The organism is Alcaligenes nematophilus (genome assembly GCF_026344155.1).
GTDB lineage: Bacteria > Pseudomonadota > Gammaproteobacteria > Burkholderiales > Burkholderiaceae_B > Alcaligenes > Alcaligenes phenolicus.
The window spans coordinates 140,246-164,139 of record NZ_JAPKMZ010000004.1 but is presented as its reverse complement, the minus strand read 5'-3'; the positions used below and the strand labels follow the sequence as shown (position 1 = coordinate 164,139).

Annotated in this window: 23 protein-coding genes and 1 tRNA gene; 9 read left to right on the top strand and 15 right to left on the bottom strand. The window is 54.4% G+C overall.

Annotated elements, in window-relative coordinates; translation table 11 throughout:
* Window positions 1-9: 9 nt before the first annotated feature.
* The 10 genes from OSH04_RS12000 to OSH04_RS11955 form a co-directional block, all read right to left on the bottom strand.
* The gene (locus OSH04_RS12000) at window positions 10-1,080 is read right to left on the bottom strand and encodes an ABC transporter ATP-binding protein (protein WP_083053668.1); all 1,071 of its coding nucleotides are present in this window, start codon (window positions 1,078-1,080) and stop codon (window positions 10-12) included.
* Window positions 1,077-2,843: an ABC transporter permease gene (locus OSH04_RS11995; protein ID WP_266108538.1), complete on the bottom strand. Its 1,767-nt coding sequence runs from the start codon at window positions 2,841-2,843 to the stop codon at window positions 1,077-1,079. The genes OSH04_RS12000 and OSH04_RS11995 overlap by 4 nt, the downstream gene beginning before the upstream one ends.
* A 71-nt stretch (window positions 2,844-2,914) precedes the next feature.
* On the bottom strand, window positions 2,915-4,000 hold the full coding sequence (locus OSH04_RS11990) for an ABC transporter substrate-binding protein (RefSeq protein ID WP_080747931.1): 1,086 nt from the start codon (window positions 3,998-4,000) through the stop codon (window positions 2,915-2,917).
* 93 nt (window positions 4,001-4,093) lie between these two features.
* Window positions 4,094-6,631: a sensor histidine kinase gene (locus OSH04_RS11985; protein WP_035267898.1), complete on the bottom strand. Its 2,538-nt coding sequence runs from the start codon at window positions 6,629-6,631 to the stop codon at window positions 4,094-4,096.
* The gene (locus OSH04_RS11980; protein WP_035267896.1) at window positions 6,631-7,305 is read right to left on the bottom strand and encodes a response regulator transcription factor; all 675 of its coding nucleotides are present in this window, start codon (window positions 7,303-7,305) and stop codon (window positions 6,631-6,633) included. Before OSH04_RS11980 ends, OSH04_RS11985 begins: the two co-directional genes overlap by 1 nt.
* An 82-nt stretch (window positions 7,306-7,387) precedes the next feature.
* The gene (nadB, locus tag OSH04_RS11975) at window positions 7,388-9,196 is read right to left on the bottom strand and encodes an L-aspartate oxidase (protein WP_266108537.1); all 1,809 of its coding nucleotides are present in this window, start codon (window positions 9,194-9,196) and stop codon (window positions 7,388-7,390) included.
* Window positions 9,196-10,335, bottom strand: a complete 1,140-nt coding sequence (nadA, locus tag OSH04_RS11970) for a quinolinate synthase NadA (protein WP_266108536.1) — start codon at window positions 10,333-10,335, stop codon at window positions 9,196-9,198. The genes nadB and nadA overlap by 1 nt, the downstream gene beginning before the upstream one ends.
* Window positions 10,336-10,539: 204 nt before the next feature.
* Entirely contained in the window at window positions 10,540-11,586 is a 1,047-nt protein-coding gene (locus OSH04_RS11965; protein ID WP_266108535.1) for an NADP(H)-dependent aldo-keto reductase, read from the bottom strand.
* Window positions 11,587-11,668: 82 nt separating this feature from the next.
* Complete coding sequence (locus OSH04_RS11960) at window positions 11,669-13,405, bottom strand: amidohydrolase (RefSeq protein WP_266108534.1); 1,737 nt, start codon at window positions 13,403-13,405, stop codon at window positions 11,669-11,671.
* A 290-nt stretch (window positions 13,406-13,695) separates the two neighbouring features.
* Window positions 13,696-14,112: a YkgJ family cysteine cluster protein gene (locus OSH04_RS11955; RefSeq protein WP_035267876.1), complete on the bottom strand. Its 417-nt coding sequence runs from the start codon at window positions 14,110-14,112 to the stop codon at window positions 13,696-13,698.
* Window positions 14,113-14,571: 459 nt separating this feature from the next.
* On the opposite strand from OSH04_RS11955, the gene OSH04_RS11950 reads away from it, so the two are divergent.
* Window positions 14,572-14,648, top strand: a tRNA-Val gene (locus OSH04_RS11950).
* A gap of 536 nt (window positions 14,649-15,184) precedes the next feature.
* On the opposite strand, the gene trhA is transcribed toward OSH04_RS11950, so the two are convergent.
* Entirely contained in the window at window positions 15,185-15,805 is a 621-nt protein-coding gene (gene trhA, locus OSH04_RS11945; protein ID WP_009454498.1) for a PAQR family membrane homeostasis protein TrhA, read from the bottom strand.
* Between the two features lie 372 nt (window positions 15,806-16,177).
* Here trhA and OSH04_RS11940 point away from each other — a divergent pair, with 372 nt between their 5' ends.
* Window positions 16,178-16,351 (top strand): YegP family protein, encoded by a 174-nt coding sequence (locus tag OSH04_RS11940; protein WP_021446666.1) that lies wholly within the window; start codon window positions 16,178-16,180, stop codon window positions 16,349-16,351.
* Window positions 16,352-16,500: 149 nt separating this feature from the next.
* Here the strand turns inward: OSH04_RS11940 and OSH04_RS11935 are convergent, their stop codons facing one another.
* Window positions 16,501-16,905: a RidA family protein gene (locus tag OSH04_RS11935; protein ID WP_266108533.1), complete on the bottom strand. Its 405-nt coding sequence runs from the start codon at window positions 16,903-16,905 to the stop codon at window positions 16,501-16,503.
* Window positions 16,906-17,180: 275 nt separating this feature from the next.
* Here OSH04_RS11935 and OSH04_RS11930 point away from each other — a divergent pair, with 275 nt between their 5' ends.
* The 7 genes from OSH04_RS11930 (at window position 17,181) to OSH04_RS11900 (ending at window position 22,174) form a co-directional block, all read left to right on the top strand.
* Window positions 17,181-17,666 carry a hypothetical protein gene (locus tag OSH04_RS11930; protein ID WP_239055611.1) on the top strand — a complete coding sequence of 162 codons (486 nt, stop codon included), beginning with the start codon at window positions 17,181-17,183 and terminating at the stop codon, window positions 17,664-17,666.
* A gap of 176 nt (window positions 17,667-17,842) precedes the next feature.
* Window positions 17,843-18,262 (top strand): GFA family protein, encoded by a 420-nt coding sequence (locus OSH04_RS11925; RefSeq protein WP_035267756.1) that lies wholly within the window; start codon window positions 17,843-17,845, stop codon window positions 18,260-18,262.
* A 124-nt stretch (window positions 18,263-18,386) separates the two neighbouring features.
* On the top strand, window positions 18,387-18,929 hold the full coding sequence (locus OSH04_RS11920; RefSeq protein ID WP_035267754.1) for a lipocalin family protein: 543 nt from the start codon (window positions 18,387-18,389) through the stop codon (window positions 18,927-18,929).
* Between the two features lie 169 nt (window positions 18,930-19,098).
* On the top strand, window positions 19,099-19,908 hold the full coding sequence (locus OSH04_RS11915) for an ABC transporter substrate-binding protein (protein WP_026482714.1): 810 nt from the start codon (window positions 19,099-19,101) through the stop codon (window positions 19,906-19,908).
* Window positions 19,909-20,010: 102 nt separating this feature from the next.
* On the top strand, window positions 20,011-20,745 hold the full coding sequence (locus OSH04_RS11910; protein WP_035268691.1) for an amino acid ABC transporter permease: 735 nt from the start codon (window positions 20,011-20,013) through the stop codon (window positions 20,743-20,745).
* Window positions 20,745-21,443 carry an amino acid ABC transporter permease gene (locus OSH04_RS11905; RefSeq protein WP_266108532.1) on the top strand — a complete coding sequence of 233 codons (699 nt, stop codon included), beginning with the start codon at window positions 20,745-20,747 and terminating at the stop codon, window positions 21,441-21,443. Before OSH04_RS11910 ends, OSH04_RS11905 begins: the two co-directional genes overlap by 1 nt.
* Window positions 21,440-22,174 (top strand): amino acid ABC transporter ATP-binding protein, encoded by a 735-nt coding sequence (locus OSH04_RS11900; RefSeq protein ID WP_035267747.1) that lies wholly within the window; start codon window positions 21,440-21,442, stop codon window positions 22,172-22,174. Before OSH04_RS11905 ends, OSH04_RS11900 begins: the two co-directional genes overlap by 4 nt.
* 152 nt (window positions 22,175-22,326) lie before the next feature.
* Here OSH04_RS11900 and OSH04_RS11895 read toward each other — a convergent pair whose 3' ends face one another.
* The 3 genes from OSH04_RS11895 to OSH04_RS11885 all read right to left on the bottom strand — a co-directional run bounded on the left by OSH04_RS11895 (window position 22,327) and on the right by OSH04_RS11885 (window position 23,617).
* Window positions 22,327-22,599 (bottom strand): hypothetical protein, encoded by a 273-nt coding sequence (locus OSH04_RS11895; protein ID WP_035267745.1) that lies wholly within the window; start codon window positions 22,597-22,599, stop codon window positions 22,327-22,329.
* Window positions 22,600-22,702: 103 nt separating this feature from the next.
* Entirely contained in the window at window positions 22,703-23,239 is a 537-nt protein-coding gene (locus OSH04_RS11890; protein WP_035267742.1) for a hypothetical protein, read from the bottom strand.
* Window positions 23,240-23,296: 57 nt separating this feature from the next.
* Window positions 23,297-23,617: a TM2 domain-containing protein gene (locus OSH04_RS11885; RefSeq protein WP_026482708.1), complete on the bottom strand. Its 321-nt coding sequence runs from the start codon at window positions 23,615-23,617 to the stop codon at window positions 23,297-23,299.
* Window positions 23,618-23,894: the final 277 nt, after the last annotated feature.

Below are 23,894 nucleotides of genomic sequence, written 5' to 3'. Positions count from 1 at the left end.
GGCTGGGGATCAGGAGGGGTAAATCCACAGTTTGGAGGGTGGCAATTGCAGGTGATGCACACCACTGGGCAGGGGCTCGGGCCCGAAAGCACGCAAGGTGCCGGCAGACGGGTCGGCCATGCGGAAAACGTGCTCCCACTTGTCGCCCAGGTACATGCTGGTGGACAGTTGTAGTTGCAGCGTATCGGGGCCGGGTTGTGCATTCAACTGCACTTGTTCGACACGAATCACGGCGGTGGCTTGCTGGCCAGCGTTCAGGGGAGCGGCGGCATGGCCCCACAATTCCCAGCCGGGCCCACTTAGGCGAATTTGCTGGTCACGTTGTTCCGTCACCTTGCCTTGCAGACGGTTGTTCGAGCCCATGAACTCGGCGGTGTACAGCGTCTTTGGATTGCTGTAGACCTCTTGCGGGCTACCTTGCTGCTCGATTTCACCACCGTTCAGCAGCAAGATTCGGTCCGAAATCGCCATGGCTTCCGCCTGGTCATGGGTCACCATCAAAGCTGACAAACCCATCTGCACAATCAGCTCGCGCAGGAAGACGCGGGCTTCTTCGCGCAGCTTGGCATCCAGGTTGGACAGCGGCTCGTCCAGCAAGATCACAGGCGGGTTATAGACCAGAGCACGCGCAATGGCGACACGTTGTTGTTGCCCGCCAGACAGCTGGCTGGGGTAGCGTTCGCCCAGACCTTTCAAGCCCAGCTGATCCAGAATGGCGTCCACTTTCTGGCGGCTTTCCGCTTTGGGTGTCTTGCGCAGCGTCAAAGGGTAAGCGACGTTCTCCTGCACCGTCATGTGTGGCCACAAGGCGTAGGACTGGAACACCAGGCCCAGATTGCGGGCTTCGGCGGGCAGGTCGATACGGGCCTGCGAGTCGTACAGCACGTCATTATTGATGGCGATGCGGCCCTGGGATGGTTGTTCCAGCCCGGCAACGGCGCGCAGCAAGGTGGTTTTGCCGCTGCCCGAGGCACCCAGCAGGGAAACCACTTCGCCTTTGTTCAGGCTCATGGAGACCCCTTTCAAAACGGGGTTGCGGTCGTAGGCCAGGTGGATATTGTCTACAGTCAGCTCGGTCATCGTAGTTTCACTCCGAAGCGCAATGCGATGGTCAGGCCAATGACCACCAGAACGATATTGATAAAGGACAGGGCAGCCACAATGTCGATGGCACCGGTGGCCCACAGGGAAACCAGCATGGAACCGATGGTTTCCGTACCGGGTGTCAGCAGGTACACGCCGGTGGAGTATTCCCGCTCGAAAATCAGGAACATCAGCAACCAGGAGCCAATCAGGCCGAATTTTGCCAAAGGCAGGGTGATCTGGCGTGTGACCTGACCGGGACGGGCGCCTGTACTGCGGGCCGCTTCTTCCAGTTCAGGACCTACTTGCAGCAGAGTAGAGGAGATCAGGCGCAAGCCATACGCCATCCAAACCACGCTATAGGCCAGCCACACACTGAAGATGGTGCTGCGCAGGGCACGCATGGGACCGACGACCGAGCCTCGCAGCCATTCCGCCATGGGCAATACCGACAGCCAGCCGTTTTCCAGAAACTGGTCCAGCCACATGGGCACGAACAGGAACATCCACAAGAAGGCCAGACCGGCCAGCAGACCGGGCACCGCACGTGGCACCAGCACGCTGTAGTCCAGGAAGCGGGTGATACCGTCTGGCTTGCGGTGCATGGCCAAACCGATAAAGGTGTAGCAGATCACTGCCAAGGCACCCCCAAACACACCAATCGCGATCGAGTTCAGAATGGCGCGCAGCAGGTTGGCTTGCCCAAAGACTTGTCTGAATGCATCCAGAGAAAGCACGTCCATCAGCGACACCCCAATGCCCCAGTTGGACACAAAGGCACGCAGCACCACGCCGACAACCGGCACGATCACGGTAAAGAACAGCCACAGTGCGACCAGTGTGGCGGCAGCCCAGCGCCAGCGGCCCAGTGGCAGCGAGCGAGCTTGGGAAGCCTTGCCCTTGACGGTTACAAAGCGGTTGGCGGTACGCATCAGACGGCGTTGCAGCATCACCAGAGGAATGGTCATGGCGATCAGAATTACGGCAACCGCGGCCATCAGGTGATAGGACGGGATGCCCAGCTTGTTGGTCAGCTTGTACAAGTAGGTGGCCAGGACCAGGTGGCCCTCGGGATCACCCAGCACCAGAACCAGACCAAACACTTCCAGGCCCAGGAAAAACAGCAGCACGCAGGCATAGAGAATGGCCGGGCGAACCATGGGCAGGCTGACCGAGCGCATTACTTGCCAAGGGCTGGCACCGGCACTACGGGCGGCTTCTTCCACGTCCGAACCCATGCTGCGCAGGGCGGAGGAAATGTACAGGTAGGCGTGTGGAACGTGGGTCAGACCGGCAATGATGACAATGCTGGTGAAGGAATAAATGTTCCAGGGCACAAAACCGATCAGGTCCAGCGTCCAGGTGGAGAAAAATCCGACAGGCCCGGCGGCAACAATGTAGCCAAAGCCCAGCACCATGGGAGAGACAAAAATGGGGACCAGAATCAGCGGTTCAATCCAGGTACGACCCGGCAAATCGGTACGCACCATCAGGAAAGCAAGAATGCCACCTAAAGGAATCGAGATACCGGCCAGGCCAAAGGCCATGATGAAACCGCTACCCAGGGCTTTGTAAAAGTCCGGGTCGTCGAAAATAAAACGGAAGGCATCCAGCCCCAGAGACTTGTCAGCCGCGAAGAAAGGGGCGGATAGCAGGCTTTGGATGATGATCAGGCTAAGCGGCACATAAATGGCCAATGCCGTTATCAGAACAACGACATGGCGCGGCCAGGCCTGCCACCGAAGGCGTAAGGCTTGCATGATAAGGATTCCAGGCGGAAAAGAGGCGGGGTGGCGGCAGGGGCCGCCACCCGATTCAAAGACGAAGCGTCTTACTTATTGGCGGCAGCGCGCCATTGCTTGATGAAGTCCAGACGTTCCTTTTGTTTCAGGAAGTCCAGCAGGGACGAATCCACCGGGATGGGGGTCAGTTCCACACCCGCCAGTTTCTTGGTCAGGCCGTCCACGTCGTTATCGCCTTCCACGTCAGAGCGAATCGAAGCCAGTTCCGATTTGTTGGCCAGGATGTCCTGACCGTCTTTGGATAGCATGTAGTCCAAAAAGACACGGGCGGCATTGGGGTTTTGTGCTTTGTTGCTGATGAAGGCCACGCGCGACAGAACCAGGGTGTAGTCCGAGGGGTACACAATGCCGATGGCTTTATCCTTGGCGGCGCGGGTTTCCGCATACGAACCGAGCAAGTTGTAGCCAATCAGGTTTTCACCCGAGCTGACGCGCTCCATCATGGTGCCGGTGGACGATTGCAGAACCAGATTGGCCGAGCCTACGCCCTTGATGAAATCCCAGTAGCTGTCGCCTTTCTTGCTGTCCTGAGCGGCCAGCATATAGCCCACAGCGGATTTCTCGATGTCGTAGGTGGTGACCTTGTTTCGGAAACGGTCCTTGTCGCTTTCGACCAATTTAGCCAGTTCGGCGTGGGTCTTGGGCACTTCCTCGGGCTTGATCAAACGGTTGTTGTAGATGAACACCGTAGGCTCGTAGGTGGTGCCAAACGCCTTGTTTTCCCAAACGGCCCAGCTGGGCAGGGAGGGAATTTCAGGGGAGGCGTAGCTGGCGGCGTAGTCCGTGGCCAGGCGCATGGCCGAATCCATGGACGAACTCCAGACCACGTCACCACTATTGCTGCCCGAGGCTTGTTCGCTGATGTAGCGGTTGTACAGCTCGGTGCTGTTCATGTCGTGGTATTCGACTTTGATCTTGGGGTTGGCCGCTTCAAAGGCGGAAATCAGCGGAGCGGCTGCCTTGGTATCGGTCGTTGAGTAGACGATGACCTTGCCTTCTTTTTCGGCGGCTTGCGCTTGATCGCCTTGTGCCCAGGCCGCTTGACCGGCAAGCATGCTGGCACTGAGTGACAGGGCTAGCAGGCTAAGGCGGCTAGGGATGGTGAATGCTGACATTCGAGTCTCCTTGGTTTGGAGTCCCGTCATGGTGCGGGACTTTTTTAGGATCAATGTCATTCCATTGTGTTGACACTAGCTGTCAGCATCCTGTCACTGCTGATAGGGAACATCCCCTAGTCCGGTGGGCGTGTCCGTAACCAGACGCCGCCAGTTTTGTAGAAAGCGCTGGCGTCGAGTGGGGTCCAGACCCACCAGCAAGGAAGGGTTCAGGATAAGTGGTTGAACGATTCCAATTGATTGATTTGAAACGGGTTTTGTAAACCAGCTGCCGGTTTCGATGGCATTGAGCGGGCCTAATCCAGCCGGACCCGCAATGGTTTGCTGTCCACGGGGCGAGAGCAAATAATCGATAAAAGTGGCGGCCAAATCCGGTCGACGAGCCTGTTTGTGGATCAGGGCGCTGCGGGTAAACACCGAGACGTAATCGCTGGGAACGACAATGGCAATGTCCGAACCGGCTTTTTGACGGGCTCGGGCATAAGAGCCCAGCACGTTGTAGGCCACATCCAGAGTGCCATTGTCCAGATCGTCCAGAATGGCGCCGGTATTGGCATACAAGCGGGTGCCGACACGCCCCAGGGCATTGGCCATCCCCCAGAAGGTGGAGGAGGTGCGCTCGTCGTAGAGCGCAAACAGATAGCCCACGCCACTGATCTGGATGTCGTAGGTGCCGACGCGTCCCATCAAGCTGCCGCTATTGCGCTCCAGCAGTCGGAGCAGGGCCTCGCGGGAGGCGGGTAAATCGGGCGGTAAACGGGACGGGGCGTAGGCGATGACAGCCGGTTCCAGTGTGAAGCCGAACACCTCATTGCGCCAGCGTGCCCAGTTGGGCATGGCGTTGGTCAGGCTGGACGAGTAGGGGCGAGCGTAGCCATCGTTAGCCAGCTTGACCTGCAAGTCCGAGGCCGAGCTGATCAGCAAATCCGTGTCAGGCAGGCTGCCTTCAGTGGTATGCCGATACAGGGCCGTGGAGTCCATTTCGTGGTAGAGAATGCTGACCTGAGGCTGGATTTGCTGGAAGTCGTGGACCAGCACTTCAAACAGCTCCGTATCGGTAGGACCCGCGATCACCAACAAAGGCTGATCGTCTGTTTTTTGCTTGGGAGCAAGCGCCGGGTACTCATGACTGCGTATACCCATATCAGGCCGTGCGATTTTGTCCTGGGCATGAGTGGTATCGGGGTTTGCAAGCAGGCCCGTCAATGCCAAGGCCAGAATCGCCAGCGTCTGTGGCAGGGTGTTTGCAGGTTTGGGACCTTGGATCAGCGCCGGGATTTCGATGCGGACCGTCAGCCCTTGCGGCGAGTGATCACGCAAGAGCAGGGTTCCCTGATGCGCTTGCACTACTGTGCGCACGATCGACAGCCCCAAGCCCGAGCCTGGTCTACCTTGACTGCTGGGGCCGCGCTGAAAGCGCTCCAGCAAGCGAGTTTTGTCCTCGTCGCTGATGCCGGGGCCCAGGTCAGAAACATCAAATACCACCAAGCCACTGGGCCGGGTATAGATGCGTACCGAAATGTGCTCCTCGCTGTAGAGCATGGCGTTGTCGATCACGTTGCGCAGCATTTCTCGCAGTGAAACGTGGTCGCCCAAGACCTGGGCACGCCGCGCCGAAGGAGTAATGTGGACTTGCAGTCGATGAGCGCGATCCGGGTCTACACGCCCTTGGATTTCCTGAATCAGTGGGGGCACGTCCAAGGGGCGCATGGTGCTGCGATCCAGACGATGGCTGACCGTGGCATCCATCAGCAATTGGTTCAGCAAATGGGTAGCATGGGTGGTGTTGTTCAGAATCCGTTGCAGACGCGGACGTACGGCCTCCGAGCCGGGCTGATCCATGGCTAGCTGGGTTTGCAGGTGCACGGCCGCCAAAGGCGTGCGAATCTGATGGGCCGCATCGGCGACCAGATTGTTCAGGGTGCCTACCGCGGTTTGCAGACGCTGCATGAAGGCATTCAGAGTGTCGACCAGGCGGCGAATTTCCTTGGGTACTGGCGTATCTATGGGCTGCAGGTTGTCGTGAGAGCGCTCCCTAAGCGCGGTCTCCAATTCCGCCAAGGGGGCGAAGGCACGGCGTATTCCCAGACTGGTAATCATCAGTGCCAGCAAAATCAAGCCCGTTAGCGATAAGGTACTGCGGCCCAGTAGCTCGTCGGCCAGCGCCTGCCGGGTTCCCAAGGTTTCGGCCACGCGTATGGTGATCCAGCCCCGGCCTAGCGAGTGCTCGCCCGTCAGCAAGCGCCCGATCGTGGCGACCCGCACGGGCGTGTCGTGATAGCTGATCGTGTCATAACGGGGTTCAGAACTGTTGGCGGGTGGGAGAGTCTCTCCCAAGTCCGGGTAGCCGGAAATCAGCCCACTGGTGGAGCGCACACTGTAAAAAATGTGTTCCTGTTCGGGCAGCATGGCCATGGCCGAGTAGGGCAGTTCCAGGGAGAGCTCGCCCTCATCAATTTGAATGGCGTTGGCAATGGTCAGGGCGGCGGCTTTCAGAAGCCGGTCATAAGCGGAATCGGCAGCGCGCTGGGCGTATTGGCGTGACGCCAGACCCAGGGCCAAAAGGGCGGCGGCCAATAGACACACCGCCAGCGCCAGCACACGCTGCTGGATGGATAGGGCGCGGCGCATTAGCTGACATCGCCCAGGCTAGCCATGTAGCCGGTGCCACGCACCGTGTCGATGCGAATGGCAATATCGCTAAGCTTGCGCCGCAGACGGGAGACATGCAGCTCTACGGCATTGGGACTGGAGTCTTCATCAAAGTTGAATAGCTGCATCATCAGCCGTTCTTTGGTGACGACTTGCCCGGCACGACTCAGGAGCAATTCCAGCAGGCAGAATTCGCGCTGACCAAACTCCACGGTTTGATCCCGGCTATTGATGCGCCGCGCCGCGATATCAATACTGACGTGTCCCAACTGCCAGATTTCCGCTTGCGTGGTAGCGGGGCGACGCATCAGGGCGCGCAGCCGTGCTTCCAGTTCGCGCAGATCAAAGGGTTTGACCAGATAATCGTCCGCCCCCAGGTCCAGCATGGAAACACGGTCCTCGATTTCTGATCGAGCCGTCATGACCAGTACGGGCAAGCTGGGCGTTTGCCGACGTAGATGCCGCAAAATACTGAAGCCGTCCTGATCGGGCAGCATGATGTCCAAGAGCAGGACGTCCCAATTATCCATTTCAAGATAGCGCAGGGCCTGCTCGCCATTCATGACCCACTCCACGCTATGACCGCCTGCGCTGAGCCGGCTGGCGATGGCCTCTCCCAAATCCTCATTGTCCTCGACCATGAGTAATCGCATATTGCCTCCATCGGATGGGCTCCTGCATGTTGAGGTGCCTCTTGATTTGATTTTTTTATTCTATCCCATGGAGGGTAGGCACCTAATCGGCCCTGAAATGCGCCCCCAAGCTGTGTGGACGAGCCAGGGCAGCCTGAGTCAGCAGCCAGGCGGTGTCCAGATGCAGGCTTAGACTGGCTTGTTCTTGGGTGCTGGGGAGTTGGCGGATCTGTTCGCGCCAATCATCAAGGGTGCGCAGGGCGAAGGTCAGGCCCTGGCGATTGCGCAACAGGCCGACATGCTCTTGCATCAAGTTGCGCAAGGCGGGCAGGGAGGGGGGATTGTTTGTGGATGAGCTGCGGTTTTTACTGTTGCCGTTGCCGTTGCCGTTGCCGTTGCCGTTGCCGTTGCTATAGCTATTGTTTTTGCCATAGTGACGTCCTTTGTCGTTGATTATGTTTTCCACTGCATTGGCTGCCGCCGCAGTCATAAGGGAGTGTCTTGGGTTTGGGGTCGAGCGCGAACTAGCGTTCAAACTCAAACCCCAATTCGGGCCGACACTAGCCTGGGAACTGGAACTGGAACTGGAACTGGAACTGGAACTGGAACTGGAACTGGAACTGGAGTTTGGATTGGAGTTCTTGTATGAACATGAACGTGACATCGAACTTGTATTTGCAACATCTGTCTCAGGGGCCAAAGCTGAACGCTGGTTTCTCTTGCTTCCAGCAATCGCCTCGGCAGCCGCCCGCCCCATGACGACACACTCCAGCAAGGAGTTGCTGGCCAATCGATTTGCCCCATGCAAACCTGTGCAGGCCACTTCACCCACGGCGTACAAACCAGCTACCGTCGTGCGGCCTGACAAGTCTGTTTCAATCCCTCCGCAGCTGTAGTGCGCGGCAGGTGCTACCGGCACCCAATCCTGACGTAAATCCAATCCTCGCCGCAAACCTTCTTCCAATGCTTTCGGGAAATGCTGCTGCAAAGTGTCCGCACCAAGATGGCGTACATCCAGCCAGACATGGCTGCTACCTTCTTGCCGCATCTGTGCGGCAATAGCACGCGACACAATATCGCGTGGAGCCAGCTCCGCTCTGGCGTCGTAATCCGGCATGAAGCGGCGACCTTGCTTGTCCAACAGATGTCCACCCTCACCACGCAAGGCTTCGGTTAGCAAGAAGGTGGGACCCTCCGCATGCAAGCAGGTCGGATGAAACTGCACAAACTCCAGATCGCGTATCGCCGCATCAGCGCGCCAGGCCAGGGCAATGCCCTCTCCCAAGGCGCTGTCGGGATTGGTGCTGTGCGCGTACAGGCTACCTAGCCCACCAGTTGCCAACACGACATGATCCGCCAACATAGTTTCGTAGCGACGAGTGTGCTTGTCGTAGATATCCACGCCAGCCACCGCGCCTTGTTCATTGCGGCGCAGGGCTAATGCCAGGCAGTCTGTACGCTGCTGGATATGAGAGGCTTGAGTCACTTGGGGCAGCAGAGCCTGCATGATGGCGTAACCACTGGCATCGGCCGCGTGTACGATGCGTCGCTGGCTGTGCCCACCCTCGCGAGTCAGGTGCAATTGGCCATCTTCCGTTCTGTCCAGAGGAACCTGCTTTTTCAGTAGCCAATGCACCGCTTCTGGCGCGGCTTGCAAAATCCCGCGCACCGCTTCTTTATCCGAGTGCCGAGCACCCGCTTCCAGCGTGTCTTCAATGTGTTGTTCCAGACTGTCCTGGGCACTGAGTACGGCGGCCAGACCTCCCAAGGCCATCGGGCTGGCCCCACAGGGAGCGGGGGCGCTGCTGAGCAGAGTCACTTTCATGGTGGAGGGCAAGGATAGAGCCAGACTGGTGCCAGCCAGCCCCGCACCGATGATTAACACCTCCGTCTGTGTCGAGCCTGATTGCATCAAGCAGCTCCTACATGCTGGAACTGCTGACTGTGCTCGGCCAGGTCAGCACTAACGCGCAAATTGTTCTGCTGAGCGGCAGCAAAATCCATCATGCGTTGCAAGGAACGTCGGGCGCCTTCACGCAGGTCAGGATCTACTTGAATGCCAGGGCCTGGTTGACTTAAGCGTTGATGCAGTGCTTCCAGACTGTTCAAGGCCATCCAGGGGCAAAAGGCGCAGCTTTTGCAGGTAGCACTTTCGCCCGCGGTAGGGGCGGCCAAAAAGGTTTTGCCCGGCGCTTGCTGGCGCATGGCATGCAAGATTCCTTGATCGGTAGCGACGATAAAGGTGTCGGCAGAACCATTGATGGCAGCGCGCAGTAGCTGCGTTGTCGAACCAACCACATCTGCCAGCGCAACAACAGAAGCGGGTGATTCAGGATGCACCAGCACCTGGGCATCGGGGTGTTCGCTCATCAAGGCTTTCAAACCATCGGCCTTGAATTCGTCATGGACCAGACAGGAGCCTTGCCAAAGCAGCATGTCTGCGCCGGTTTGTTTTTGGATATAAGAGCCCAAATGACGATCCGGTGCCCACAGAATTTTTTTCCCTTGGGCATGTAAATGCCGCACGATGTCCAGGGCGATGGAGGACGTCACCACCCAATCCGCCTGGGCTTTGACAGCCGCGCTGGTATTGGCATACACCACCACTTCCCGATCCGGATGCGCAGCACAGAATTGCTTGAAGTCCTCGGGGGCACAACCTAGATCCAGAGAACATGTCGCCTCGTCATGCACGGCCAGTACGCGCTTTTCAGGGCTCAGAATTTTGGCGGATTCAGCCATAAAGCCCACGCCGGCTACCAAGACCGTGCTGGCTTCATGTTCCTGCCCAAAGCGTGCCATTTCTAAAGAGTCGCCCACGCAGCCACCGGTTTCCAAGGCCAGGTCTTGAATATCCGGGTCTGTGTAATAGTGGGCCACCAGTACGGCGTCTTGCTCTTTCAACTGCTTGGCCAGAGCTTGCTTCAAAGCGGCCTTATCGCTTTGCAGATTGAGTTTGGAAGGAACTTCATGCCAGGTAATCTGACGGCTCAAAGTGTCTTTGGCGTCGGGCTGACAGACATCCACAGGGAAATGCTGAATCATGTTCATCCTTGATGCTCATTTTGAGCATAAATAGAATAAAAAAATGGGGAATATGAATTTCTGATTCGAAAGAAGCGTGTCTCTATTGTTATGCTTTTTTTGAGCATAAATAAAAAAATAGCACACTGCAAGCACAAGAACAGGGTAGGGAAAGAAAAAAGAGGGGTGCCTCGCCTTGGACGCCTGGGCCCAAGGCGGGGTGAAAGCCAGTTAAGGCGCTGGGTTCGGGGTGTGGTGATGAATAGCGTTGATCTTGGCGATTAACTCATCACTTAATTGAACATCTGCACTGGCGATGTTCTCGCGCAGTTGTTCCAGCGTAGTCGCACCGATCAGGTTGCTGCTGGTAAAGGCTTGCTGGTTCACCCAGGCCAAGGCCAATTGGGTAGGCGTCAAACCGTATTCGCGAGCCAGTTCGTTGTAGGCTAACGCGGCCTCACGAGCGCGGGGAGCATCGTAGCGCGTGAAACGGTCGTACAGCGTCAACCGTCCTTTCTCGGGACGAGCTCCGTTGTCATACTTGCCCGTCAACACACCCATCGCCAAAGGTGAATAAGCCAGCAGACCCAGGCCTTCATAACGGCAGAATTCGGACAGCCCTTCTTCAAACACGCGGTTCAGCAGGTTGTAGGGGTTCTGGATCGTGGCAATCAAAGGCAGAGAGCGGGAGCGCGACAGCTCCAGAAATCGCGAAACACCCCAAGGCGTTTCATTGGAAACACCTATGTGACGTATCTTGCCTTGACGCACAAAGTCATCCAGTACCGACAAGGTTTCCTCGATGGGGATAGTGTCTTCTTCTTTCCACGGGTAGCTGCGCTGCCCAAATGTCACCGTGCTGCGATCTGGCCAGTGCAGCTGATACAGGTCCAGATAGTCCGTTTGCAGTCGACGCAGGCTGTCATGCAGGGCTTGCTCCAGATTCTTGCGATCCAGGCTGGTACCGCCATTGCGGATATGACCAGGGCGTTTGGGGTCACGTTGGGGGCCAGCAATTTTGCTGGCCAGAACAATGTCCTTGCGGCGGCCGGTTTTAGTCAGCCAGGTGCCGATATATTGCTCGGTCAAACCTTGCGTAGCCGCCATAGGGGGAACAGGGTACATCTCGGCGGTATCCACCAGATTCACACCCAGTTCCAAAGCAAGGTCCAGTTGAGCGTGCGCATCGGCCTCGCTGTTCTGTTCCCCGTATGTCATGGTGCCCAAGCCAATCAGGCTGACATCCAGGTCCGTATTGCCCAGCTTGCGGTATTTCATTTGCTTCGACTCCCGAAAGCGCAGGGCCGGGCGGCCCTACAAACCGTGCATGGTAGCGTATTTAGCCAGCCTGCCGGGCAGCTTATTGTGCAGCTGTGTACACCAGACGACCTTGGAAAATAGTCATCAACACCTTGGTGTCGCTGATTTCGCTAGGCTTAATCTTGAATAAGTCCCGATCCAGCACAATCAGATCAGCAGATTTCCCAGCTTCCAAGGACCCTGTTTCTGTTTCGCGGCCCAAAGCCTTGGCACCGTTTTGCGTAAAAATCTGTAGTACTTCGGTCAGATTCAAAGCTTGTTCAGCGCCCAGTTGCTCACCCTGCCGCTGCCCGAAGGGATTGGCGCGCGTCATCAGAGACTCAATCGCGGGCCAAGGGTTGTTGTCCTTCACACCAGAGGGCCAGTCCGAGCCGGCAATAATGGTGGCGTCATGATCCAACAACATACGGGCCTGGAACATGTTCCTGCTGCGCTCACCCACTACCGAGCTGATGGCGTCAGTCAAACCGGAGGGGTACCAGATATAGGGAGAAAAGTCGGCGGCTACATTCAGAGCCTTGAAGCGCGGTTTGTCTTGATCGTCCACAAACTCCGAGTGTGCAAGCTCGTGCATCAAACCTTGAGGACCATCGGCGTTGCGCGCTTTTTCAATAGCGTTCAACGCCACGCGAATAGCCCGATCACCTGCGGTATGCATCTTCAAACCATAACCGGCTGCATCCAGGTGAGAGACGACGCGATCCAGTTCATTTTCAGGAACGACCAAGGCCCCCAAGGACAAAGGATCATCCTGGTGAGTATCCGTGTAGGGCTCCAACATGGCGGCTGTATGTGCCGCGGTAGGAACCCCGTCGGTATAGATCTTGACGTAGTTGGTCTTCAGATCAGGGAGGGCATACTGCTTGCTGATACGGTCAATTTCAGCAAAATCAAAAATATGCTTGCTGTCCTTGCCAGAGATACGGATGGCGGTGGCGATATGGGCATTCAAACCTTCTTGTTTGGCCAGGTTGTAATACGAGCGCACAACAGCCTCGCTGGCATCGGCATCTTTTAAACCCGTAATCCCGAATTGGTTGGACTCCTGGATGGCATACCGCGCTGCTTTCAGATATTGATCATCCGTCCAATCCGGTACAAAAGAACGGATATAGCTATTGGCCTCGACTAAAACCCCGTTGGGTTCGCGGCTATCAAGCTCGTGCTTGACGGTCATGCCGCTAGGAGGCGTAAAGTTGGCATCAATCTGCAAGAGGCCCAACGCCTTGGAGTTGACCCAGGCGTTGTGACCCGTGTCGTCGGTCAACACAATAGCCTTGTCGCCAGAGACGGCATCCAGCCATGCGCGCGGCGAAGCAATTTTGTGAGTCTTGAAGAAATCACTGTCCCATTGGCCTCCCTGAATCCACAGCGTTTCGCTACGCGCCACGCAGATTTTCAAGGTGTCTTCCAATACATCCGGCGTTACCGTGAAAGGGAAGTTGCACTGGAACAGATGCTTCAGGCCACCCCATACAGGATGGGAGTGTGCTTCATTGATACCGGGCATAGCCATTTTCCCGCCCAGATCAATCAGCTGAGTCTTGTCTCCACGTCTGGATTGCAGTTGCTCTGTACTGCCCACGGCTTCAATTTTTCCATCACGTATCGCAATGGCTTCAACCCAAGCCTGTTCCGGGTTCTGCGTATAAATACGCCCATTCACGACTAGCAGGTCGGCGGCAGGTGAGGCCGCCAATGTTATTGGGCTGATGGTACTGATCCCAGCCAGGCATGCCAATGAGGCAACTGCTAAACGTGAACGACTAAAACGCATGTCTCTTTGCTCCAGTATTGTTATGACGATGTTTAAGGTGTTGGATAAAGCTTGCGTGTGTTTTTGAGAGTTCAAAAAAGCGATGGCCAACACCTCAAGGCTACAGCTCTGGAGCAGGGGTTTCTATAGGTAAAAACACAATGAGAGATCTACGGATATGCCCAAAGTTATTCAAGCAATAAAATATCTCTGAACGTGTGAAAGAAGCTTTATGTGTCAATTGGTAGCCAACAAAAAAGCCTTCACGCATCAGCAGTGAAGGCTTTCCAAGAGAGGCTCAGCTACGGGTGTCAGGCCGCCTCATCATGCTCCGGCAGGGCGGGTGGAGCAGGCAGTGGGCGGTTAGGCAGTAAAGGCAAACCGTGTTTGCTGCGCAAACGCTGGCAATCCACATTTGGGCTGCCATCCAGTTCCCAGATTTGGTAGTCACGACAGGGGGTAGGGCGATCCGGATAAATAGCGCAATGAATCCCAGGCTGGCCCAAGGTGCCACGCAAGGCAATACAGCGACCTTCACCTTGCTCGGTTCCTTTCATACAGGCGCGCAGCGGCCCAACCTTGGTGGTCAACTCGACCGGCACCGTACCGCCAGTCTCGCCACTTAACTCACCGCTATAGAAAGACACCCGAAAGTGCGAACAGCACACGCCGCAGCTTAAGCAAGGGTTTTCATCAAAAATCTCGTCATTGGGCGGCGTATAAAGCACCGCTTCCAGCGTAGTTTCCTGAACGCCGGGTAAATCCAGTAGTTGAGTCGGGGTAGGCGGGAGAGAAGAGCAAGTCATGTGCGTAGGTGTCCCGTAGCAGCCGCAGATCTGTTTCGGACGAGATCGATGATCTGCAGGCGTAAAGCGATCATTTTATTTTTGCGCGAAGAACTTGAATAGAAAAATCGTGCGACAGTGGGGTGGCTTGATGCTGGCTGGAGACAGATTGTGTGTATCTGTATGTTTCATGGCTCTGCCTTGCCAGGAAGCATATAAATTTATGGAAATTCGTCAGTTTTTTGTTTAATTCTTATAAAACAATGGATTACAAGATTTATCGGACTTGGGGAGCAATTTTTCCAGCTAAGACATATAAAAAAGATCATCTTTTTTATAGAAAAACGCAAAATAGTGTTGACAGCCCCATAGGGAAGATCTATTATTTCATTTCTTCACCGCAGGCGGTTAGCTCAGTTGGTTAGAGCGCTACGTTGACATCGTAGAGGTCGCTGGTTCGAATCCAGTACTGCCTACCAGAATACATGCACACAGCTCCAAGCTGTGCCAAGAAAATCCCCAAAGATCAATGCTTTGGGGATTTTTTGTTTTCTACGGCCATAGCCTGCACTGTTAATGCTTATATTGAATCCAGCGCGCGTCTAAGCTCTCTAGGTTCAGGGCTGACCCCAACGGCTCGTAAATGGCGATTACAGATAAACCAGATTTCGTCCCTGTCGTTAGCCAAAATAAAGAAGGCGTCCGATGTCTCTGACGGGTTGAACATCCCCAGGGCACGGTAAGCGGTCTGCATATTGAATCCGCTTTGAAGCGGGGAGGGCTTGGGCCCATCCTTCAGCTCTTGAACACGAAGATATAGTCCCGTCTCTAGTGTGATCATGCAAGCCTCGCTTCTAGTTGCGTTGCTTTATTCTAGGAGCAGGAAAAGATCTTCGCCACAGGTCCCTACCTTTAGATGTAATCAGATTTCATCAGATATAACAGAGCTTATGTTAGTCGACAAAAAAGCCTCGGTAGAGGCTTTTTTGTGTGTTCGCGCCCGGGGTGCTTTGTCTTACATGACAACATACTGGGAGATGGCCAGAAAATGCGCTGCGCTGCCGGCCAGCACAAACAAATGCCAAATGCCGTGCCAATGTCGGAAGCGTTCATCAAACACAAAGAACACGATCCCGGCAGTATAAATTGCTCCCCCTGCCGCCAGCCAGGAAAAGCCTTCCGAGCCCAGATTGTCTGCCAGCGGACCCAGTGCCAGCAACACAATCCACCCCATCACGGCATAGATCACCAGCGATAGTATGCGTGCCGGCGAACGTGGGCGGATATCTTGGAGAATACCAATCAGTGCCAAACCCCAGACCACACCGAACAGGCTCCATCCCCAAGGGCCTCGCAGCGTTACCAGGCAGAAGGGCGTGTAGCTGCCAGCAATCAACAGGTAGATGGAAAAGTGATCCAGCTTGCGGAAGACGTTTTTGGCCCGTCCCTTGAAGCAGTGGTACAAGGTGGAAATCAGGTACAGCAGGATAAGTGTGGCGCCGTAAATGGCCGTGCTGGTGATGCGCCAGGGGTCTCCGGTAAAGCTCGCCATGACAATTAGCCAGGATACGCCGCCTACAGCCAGAACTGCACCGATCAGATGTGACCAGGCATTGAAACGTTCACCGTAATACATGATGCTTTTTTCTCTCCGAACATTCGGCACGCCGATTGCAAGACCGTCGACGTGGTCGGAAAAGCTTAGCGCATAAATCAAGCTCTCGTATTGATCTCTGTTAGGTCAATGCGGGACATTCGTTCGCCGCTTTGGATGAGGAATGCAGGTCGAAGTGTCCACTACACAAAACCTGATGAGTTGCACTTTTTTCCTTGCTTGGGTTCTTGCCTGACTTGATGGCATATCTCTTGCGTTGTCAGTAAAAGAGGTGTGGTTTGATGGCAATTCAGTCACTTGTTGGCCTGCCACGTAAACCCCAATACCTGCTGATCAACTCCAGTTTTAGGATACGGTTTGCGCGACGTGCGCTCATACCTAAAGAGGGTCATCATGAAATTTGTGCTTTACAAGGACAAAAGTGGTGAATGGCGGTGGCGATTCAAGGCCGCGAATGGGAACATTATTTGCGTTAGCTCCGAAGGCTACAGCAGTAAGCAGAGCGCACAACACAGTATTGAGTCTGTGAAAAAAGGGATGGCTGATGCTCCGGTTGTCGAGGAGTAAGCAGAGGCTTTCTTTAAGTCTTTATGCACAGCTTGTAGAGTTATGAATCAAAAAAAGCTCCCCAGCGAAAAGGGAGCCTAAAGACCTCGTCAAGATCCGAGGTCTTTTTTTATGTCGACTCCGTACGGGAGGCGACTTAACAGCAGCGATCAATCCAGCATCGCTTCAGCCTCAATCTCGATCAGCCACTCAGGCTTGGCCAAGCCACTGATCAAGATCCAGGAAGAGGGTGGTGGATTGACGGGAAATCGCTTCAGTAGCGCAGCAGCTATGTCGTCCTGCTCTTGTGGTGAGCTTGCATCTTCCTGGATGAAAATCCGCAGCATGATTACCTGATCCATCTTGCCGCCAACCTCGGCCAGGACTAGTTCAATATTGTCCAAGGCGGCTTCTGTTTGCTCGCGCATTCCACCAGCTACGGTTTGTTCCTGAGCATCTACACCTACTTGGCCAGAGAGCATGACACGGCGGTTGCCTGTGACCACCAGGCCCTGGCTGAAACCGTATTGCAAGGAATTGAATACGGTGGAGGGATTAATAGCGCTTTTTGTCATCTTGATAAATACATGAAAAGTTGAGTGGGTGTATTTACACATCATGCTCCTACCTTGGGGCGTTACGTCGGAAAGCAAGAGCTTGTCTTTGAGGAGGCTTTTTGAGGGGGGCGGAGCCCAGTCTCCAACGGCAATAGGTAGGAAAAATTCCTCAAAATTAATTAAGTTTTATTTAAAGTGTCCATCGTCTGGCTTTATGCTTTTTTGTCCGGAATAGGCTGACCCTGCCTGCTATACTCGCCGCTTATTTTTTTTGGTAATAAAGGAAGCGGGAAATGAAGAAGATCGTATTTATAGCTGCTCTGTCAGTGGGCTTGGCGGGATGTGAAACGATGAACTCCATGACTAAAGGCATTGATGATGCGTTTGCCAGTGTCAATGAAGCGATGGGGGCGGGCCCGATTGCTGACACTCCGGCACAGATTTGTTTAGAGATGCGTTCCAATCATGCGCGTGCTGTGAACAAGTACAGTGGGAAAACCGTTGAGGTGACTGGCAAATTGGTGACCATGGAGCAAAATACACTGGCCGAGGCCATGAGTGGCATGAACTCAAAAGTATGGGGCAGTGCCAAGCAGTTTGACGTTCGAGTCAGCAGCGGGCCTATCGTCTTTTCTTCCTTGATCAACCGCCGCACTGAGCAACTGAATGTGTTCAATATGGGTGACACGGTGACAATTAAAGGCCGTATCAGGACGATTGGCAAAGGGAAGTCTTGCACCATTAGCCTTGAAGAAAACATGAGCATCAAGCAGCAGTAAATGTGTAAGGGTCCGTTATAGCGGACTGCACGAATAAGCCCGCTTTGTAGCGGGCGGTGTTGCTTCTGGGGCCCAGGTTTTGTTGCACCTGGCCTTGGGAAAGCCTCATATCGAATTTCCATTACGGGACGATTCAGCCGTTAGAATTGCTTATCCATCTATCTACAGAGGCTCGTATGGCAAAAAATAAATCCACGATTCACGGCAACTGTCTGTGCGGTGCCGTCTCGATCAGTTTTCAGCAGCAAAAGCCTTCAATCAGCGCTTGCCATTGCGGCATCTGCCGCAGCTGGTCAGGTGGCCCCTTCTTGTCGCTGGAGTCCCATGAAGCCCCAGTGATCGAAGGCGCGGAGCATGTGCGCTCCTATGCCTCTTCGGAGTGGGCGGAGCGCAGTTTTTGTGATGTATGCGGTACGCACTTGTTTTACAAGCTCAAGGCCGGTGGTTTCCATGCTGTTTCTGCTGGCTTGTTCAAGGATAGCGGGAGCTGGCCGTTCGAGCTGCAGGTCTTTATTGATGACAAGCCTGATAACTACGCTTTCGCTAACAAAACGCGAGAGATGACAGGCGAAGAGGTGGTTAAGCTGTTTTCCTGATGCTATGACTGGCCAGATGCATAAGCAGGGCCAGGGCTGCGCTTGCTGCAAACTGGACCGGTCGATCTATCAAAGGACGATTCCAGAAACTCGATCTTGGGTCACCTACAAGGAGAACTTCGTGATGAAAAGAATTCTTTTCCTGTCGCTGTCTGCGTTATTGGTCGCCTGCGCTTCTTCCAACGCCGATCTGGCGACCCAGGAAGATGTAGACCTGAGTAAGTACATGGGCACCTGGTACGAGCAGGCGCGTCTACCCAATAACTTTCAGCGTGAATGTGCTGGAGATGTGCAAGCTAATTACGTGATGGAAGCGGACAAGACGATTACTGTTACCAATCGTTGTCAGGGTACGGACGGTGAGGTGAAGGAAGCCATCGGGCAGGGGCGTTTGTCGACGAGTGTGGAGCCTGCTGATCCGGCGATACTGGAAGTGCGTTTTGCTCCGAAATGGCTGTCCTGGTTCCCTATGGTGTGGGGTGACTACTGGATCATGAAGCTGGAAGGGGATTACCAGTATTCTTTGGTCGGTACGCCGGATCGGAAATATCTCTGGGTCTTGTCCCGAGAAAAACAGGCTGATCCGCAGCTTGTCAGTGACTTGCTGGATTACGCGGCATCCCAGGGCTTTGCGGTCCAAAAGGTGATTTCCACCAAGCAGCAGTAGCGTGCATTCGATGATCGATGCTTCTGCGCCTGCATAAAACAGCACATCCTCTTAGCGTTTTTAGTTATAAGCATGGGGAAATTTGATCGTTTTGAAGAGCTTGCGGCTGTGGTCGAATGGCACGACGGTATGTATCGGACGTGCCATTTTTTATCGGAATGTTTTTACTATGAAGTCGTTTTTAAGCATTGCCGCGACCCTTACCCTGGCGTTGGTGGCTGGAGTGGCCCAGGCTGATCGTCTGGATGACATCAAGAAAACGGGTGTCTTGAAAGTAGCGTCTTTCGACAGCAATCCTCCTTTTGGTTTTGTGGATCAGAAGTCCCGCCAGATCACCGGTCTGGATGTGGATTTTGCTCAGGCTCTGGCTGACAAGCTGGGCGTGAAGCTGGAAGTCTTGCCAACCAACCCGGCCAATCGTGTGCCGCTGTTGACGTCCAATAAAGTAGATCTGGTTTTGGCCAACTTCACCATCACGGAAGAGCGTGCCAAACAGGTAGATTTCAGCATTCCGTACTTTGCATCGGGCCAGCAGTTTCTGGCTAAAAAAGGCGTCTTGTCCTCGCCCGAGCAGTTGAACTCGCTGCGTATTGGTGTGGATAAAGGGACGGTCAATGAGATCGTTCTGCGTGAAAAATACCCCCAGGCCAAGCTGGTTGCCTATGACGATACCCCCTTTGCTTTTACCGCTTTGCGTAACGGCAATGTGCAGGCCATTACTCAGGATGGTCCCAAGCTGATTGGTTTGCTGGCCAATGTGCCGGACAAGGAAAACTATGAAATTCCGGCCTTCAGCATTTCCGAGGACTTGATCGGTATTGGTATCCCCAAAGGCGAGACAGCACTGAAATCCTTTGTGGATGAAACTTTGCTGGAGCTGGAAAGCCAGGGCAAGGCTCAAGCCATTTATGACGTCTGGTTTGGCCCTCAGTCCAAAACACCGCTGGAGCGCTTGTACCGCATCGGTCAGCAACAGTAAGTCATCACTTGCTTGCAGGCCAGCCTTGAGTGTTCAGGCTGGCCTTTTCCTGTTTGTGTTTTTAACAGTGGGATCACTTGATCCTGCTTTTTGGTGTTTGCTATGCCGTCTTCTGATTTCTGGCTGGCACCCCACTATGTGGGTTGGTTGCTTCAAGGGTTCTGGGTCACGATCCAGCTCTCTTTAGTTGTCTCCTTCGCTGCAACTGTTTTGGGTTTTCTGGTGTGTATTGCCAGGCTCTCGCCGTTTGCCTGGCTGGCCTGGCCGGTGCGTGCTTACCTGAGTCTGTTCCGTAATACGCCCTTGTTGGTGCAACTGTTTTTCTGGTATTTCGGCGCCTCGGCATTGATGCCGCCGGAGCTGGTTCAATGGTTGAACACCCAGCATGTCTTGCAACTGGTCTTGTTCGATGTGCATTGGCCCAGTTTCGAGATGTTGGCCGCCTTTGTAGGTTTGACGATCTACACCACGGCTTTTGTTGCAGAAGAATTTCGCTCTGGTGTTAGGGCAGTGCGCAAAGGGCAGTGGGCCGCAGCAGCCTCCTTGGGCATGTCTTCCATGCAGGTCTGGCGCTATGTGGTGATGCCGCAGGCCTTGCGCAATACCTTTCCCTCGCTGATCGGGCAGTACATGAATGTCATCAAGAACACCTCGTTGACCATGGCCATTGGCTTGGCAGAGCTGTCTTATGCGTCCCGTCAGGTGGAGACTGAAACTTTCAAGACCTTCCAGTCCTTTGGGATTGCAACGCTGTTGTATGTCTTGCTGGTCATGCTGGTTGAAGTGGGTGGGCAGTGGTTACAACGCCACCGTCTGCAAGTGCGAGGTGGGCTGTAATGAACTTCGATGTAATCCATGACAACCTGCTGTACTTCCTGGTGGGGGCGTATCCACATGGCCCTTTGGGCGGTGCTGCGTTAACGCTCTTGCTAAGCGTGCTCTCGGCAAGCTTGTCGGCCGTTCTGGGCCTGGCTTTTGGTATGGCCCTGGTCTTGACGTGTGGTGTGGCGCATACCGCTTTGCTGCTGTTTCTGGGCTTTTTCCGCGCCATCCCTGTGATCATGCTGATTTTCTGGGTGTATTTTCTGCTGCCCATTCTGTTCAAGGTGGATGTGCCGGGCCTGTTTACCGTGGTCTGCGCCTTGTCCTTGATTGGCGGTGCGTATCTGGCGCACTCGGTATTTGCGGGCATCAGCAGCTTGCCCGCGGGGCAATGGCAAGCGGGCAAGGCCCTGGGCCTGAAAACTGCCCAAATCATGAAGTCCATCATCCTGCCGCAAGCTTTGCCGGTGATGCTGCCTTCTTTTATTAATCAGTGGGTTGCCTTGATCAAGGATACGTCGCTGGCCTACGTTATTGGCGTGGCGGAACTGTCTTTTGTGGCCACCCAGGTCAGCAACCGGGTTATGGTGCACCCCACTGAAATCTTCTTGTTTGTCGGGCTGATGTACTACGTGATCTGCGCAACGCTGGAGTTGATTGCGAATCGTGTGGCTCGACGTTATGACAAACATCTGCGACTGGATGGCAAATGATCCGTATCGATAGTGTTTCCAAGTGGTATGGCACGTTTCAGGTGCTCAAGAACTGCACGGCCCAGGTGGACCGTCAGGAAGTCGTGGTGGTGTGCGGGCCTTCGGGCTCGGGCAAGTCCACCTTGTTGAAAACCGTCAATGGTCTGGAACCGTTTCAGCAGGGCACGATTGTTGTGGATGGGATTTCTGTCGGTGATCCGGCAACGAATCTGCCCGACTTGCGCAGTCGGGTCGGGATGGTATTTCAGAACTTCGAGCTGTTTCCGCATCTGAACGTCTTGGCCAATCTGACCTTGGCGCAGCGTAAAGTGCTGGGCAGGGAGCGGGACGAAGCGAATGATCGGGCCTTGCTGTACCTGGACAGGGTGGGCCTGAAAGCGCTGGCGGATCGTTATCCAGCCAGTTTGTCGGGCGGGCAGCAACAACGTGTCGCCATTGCGCGGGCCTTGTGCATGGATCCGGTCTGCATGTTGTTTGACGAGCCTACCTCGGCCCTGGATCCTGAAATGGTCAACGAGGTGCTGGACGTAATGGTTAGTTTGGCGGAAGAGGGGATGACCATGATGTGCGTGACCCATGAGATGGGCTTTGCTCGCAAGGTGGCGGATCGGATGGTTTTCATGGATCAGGGCCAGATTCTGGAAGACGTGCCCACGGATGTATTCTTTGGGGATCTGGACGGCAGGCCGCAGCGGGTGCAAACCTTTTTATCCAAAGAACTGCGTCTATAGCGTCTTTCCCGGTTGTCGCCGAGCTTGCTGGGGCGTGAGGGCAGCCTGAAAAATGCGTGAATCCGTATGTAATAAAAAAGCCCGCCTGTTGAAACATGGGCGGGCTTTTTATGGGCGATGCGCCAGCTTGAGGCGTGTCGCTATACGGGGTCCTACTGTGCCGCTGTGTCAAACGATTGCAGTAGCGATTCAGCGGCAAGAACGGCACAACGTGCTTGCTCGTGCTGCTCATGCAGGCTCAGGTAACGAGCTTCGGCCTCATCGCCGCGTGCCACGTCCCCTTGGTAAGACTGCTTCACATAGTTTGCGTACCAGATGGACTCGGTCAGGCTCAGTCCTACAAACACTTCATTGCTGTCCTGATCTTGCGACAGGGCATGGATACTCTCTAAATACGCCCGTTCACGGGGCTGAAATTCCAACATACGACTCCTTAGATAAGCCCCCATTGTAATGGGTGGGGGAAATCAGGCCAGCGCAAGGGGCAGGAGCCTGCAGTCAAGTCAGCTAAAGGGGCTGAAATGTCTGTCAGCGTATGTTTGCAATCCAGTCGTCCAAGTACCATCGACGATGCAAGGTAGCAAGGTCGTCCAGCTGGTTTTTCATGACCGCAAATATTCCCCCGGTCCAGGTGCCGAAAGCCGGCTTTCCTTGCAGATCCGTGACGTTCTCGGCAAAGGTACGGGTCAGGACGATGGGATTTTGCCAGGCGTATTCTTTGCCGATTTTCTTGAAGTATTTTCCCGATAGCGCAAATTTCTCTGTTCCTTGATAGGCCAGAATAACTTGTTCAAATGATTTTTCACGCAAGCTGTCTGCTGTCTGAAAAAGTACGCGCATGATATCGATTTGACTGGTCTCTGCCGAGAACGACCGTAGATCAAACACCAGGACATTTGGGTTGAGGGCGTACTGATAATGGGCTCTGACTTCAATTGTTTTGTTTCTATGGTCTTTATCAAGACTCTGGGAAACGGGCTGCCAGATGGAAAAATAATTCCAGGCGAATAAAGCACTCAGTGTGCAGGTGATAAGGAAAAATGCGATGAGTAGTGTGCGTTTCATTTCTGTATCACTGAGCCGTCCTTAAAAGAAACCTTTTCAGGACGGCTCATATCAAGTTTAGCCGGGCAGACCTGCATTGTTAGACAAGGAAGTGGCGAGCAAGGTGTTTTTGTTGCGTACCCAGCCCGGGATCAGGAAGGCGTCTACCAGAACCCATACCAGTGCAACCCCCAACATGATCAGCCCAACCCCCATCACGCTGAGCAGTGCGCCCAGAATGGTCAGCACCAAAATGGCAATGGCGCTACCCGTTTTACCCATGTAAAAGCGATGGCCACCTAGCGTGCCCAGGAAAAACCAGAGCAGGTAGGTCACGCCCAGGCTTTTTTTGTTGGCATCATAAAGCATGGCTTGAGCAGTTGAGTTATTTGTAGACATATCAGGCCTCACGGTAAAAGTACAATTACTTGATTAATAAAAAATAAGGAGCCGTAAGGCTCCTTGATTTCTCTGCTTGCTATTCGCTTTGCCACGAATTTTTTGGGTTTTTTATTTTTCCTGAAATCCGCATTATTTTTAAAAAATCAGTTTTTCTGGTGTTGTTTTTAAAAATTGTCTTGGCGATTATAGCGACTTGGCCGTCTGTATTGTCTTTGTGTGCTGGGTTGTGGTTTTTTAAGCTTGTTGGTTTCTAGAAGATTTTGATGATTTTGTC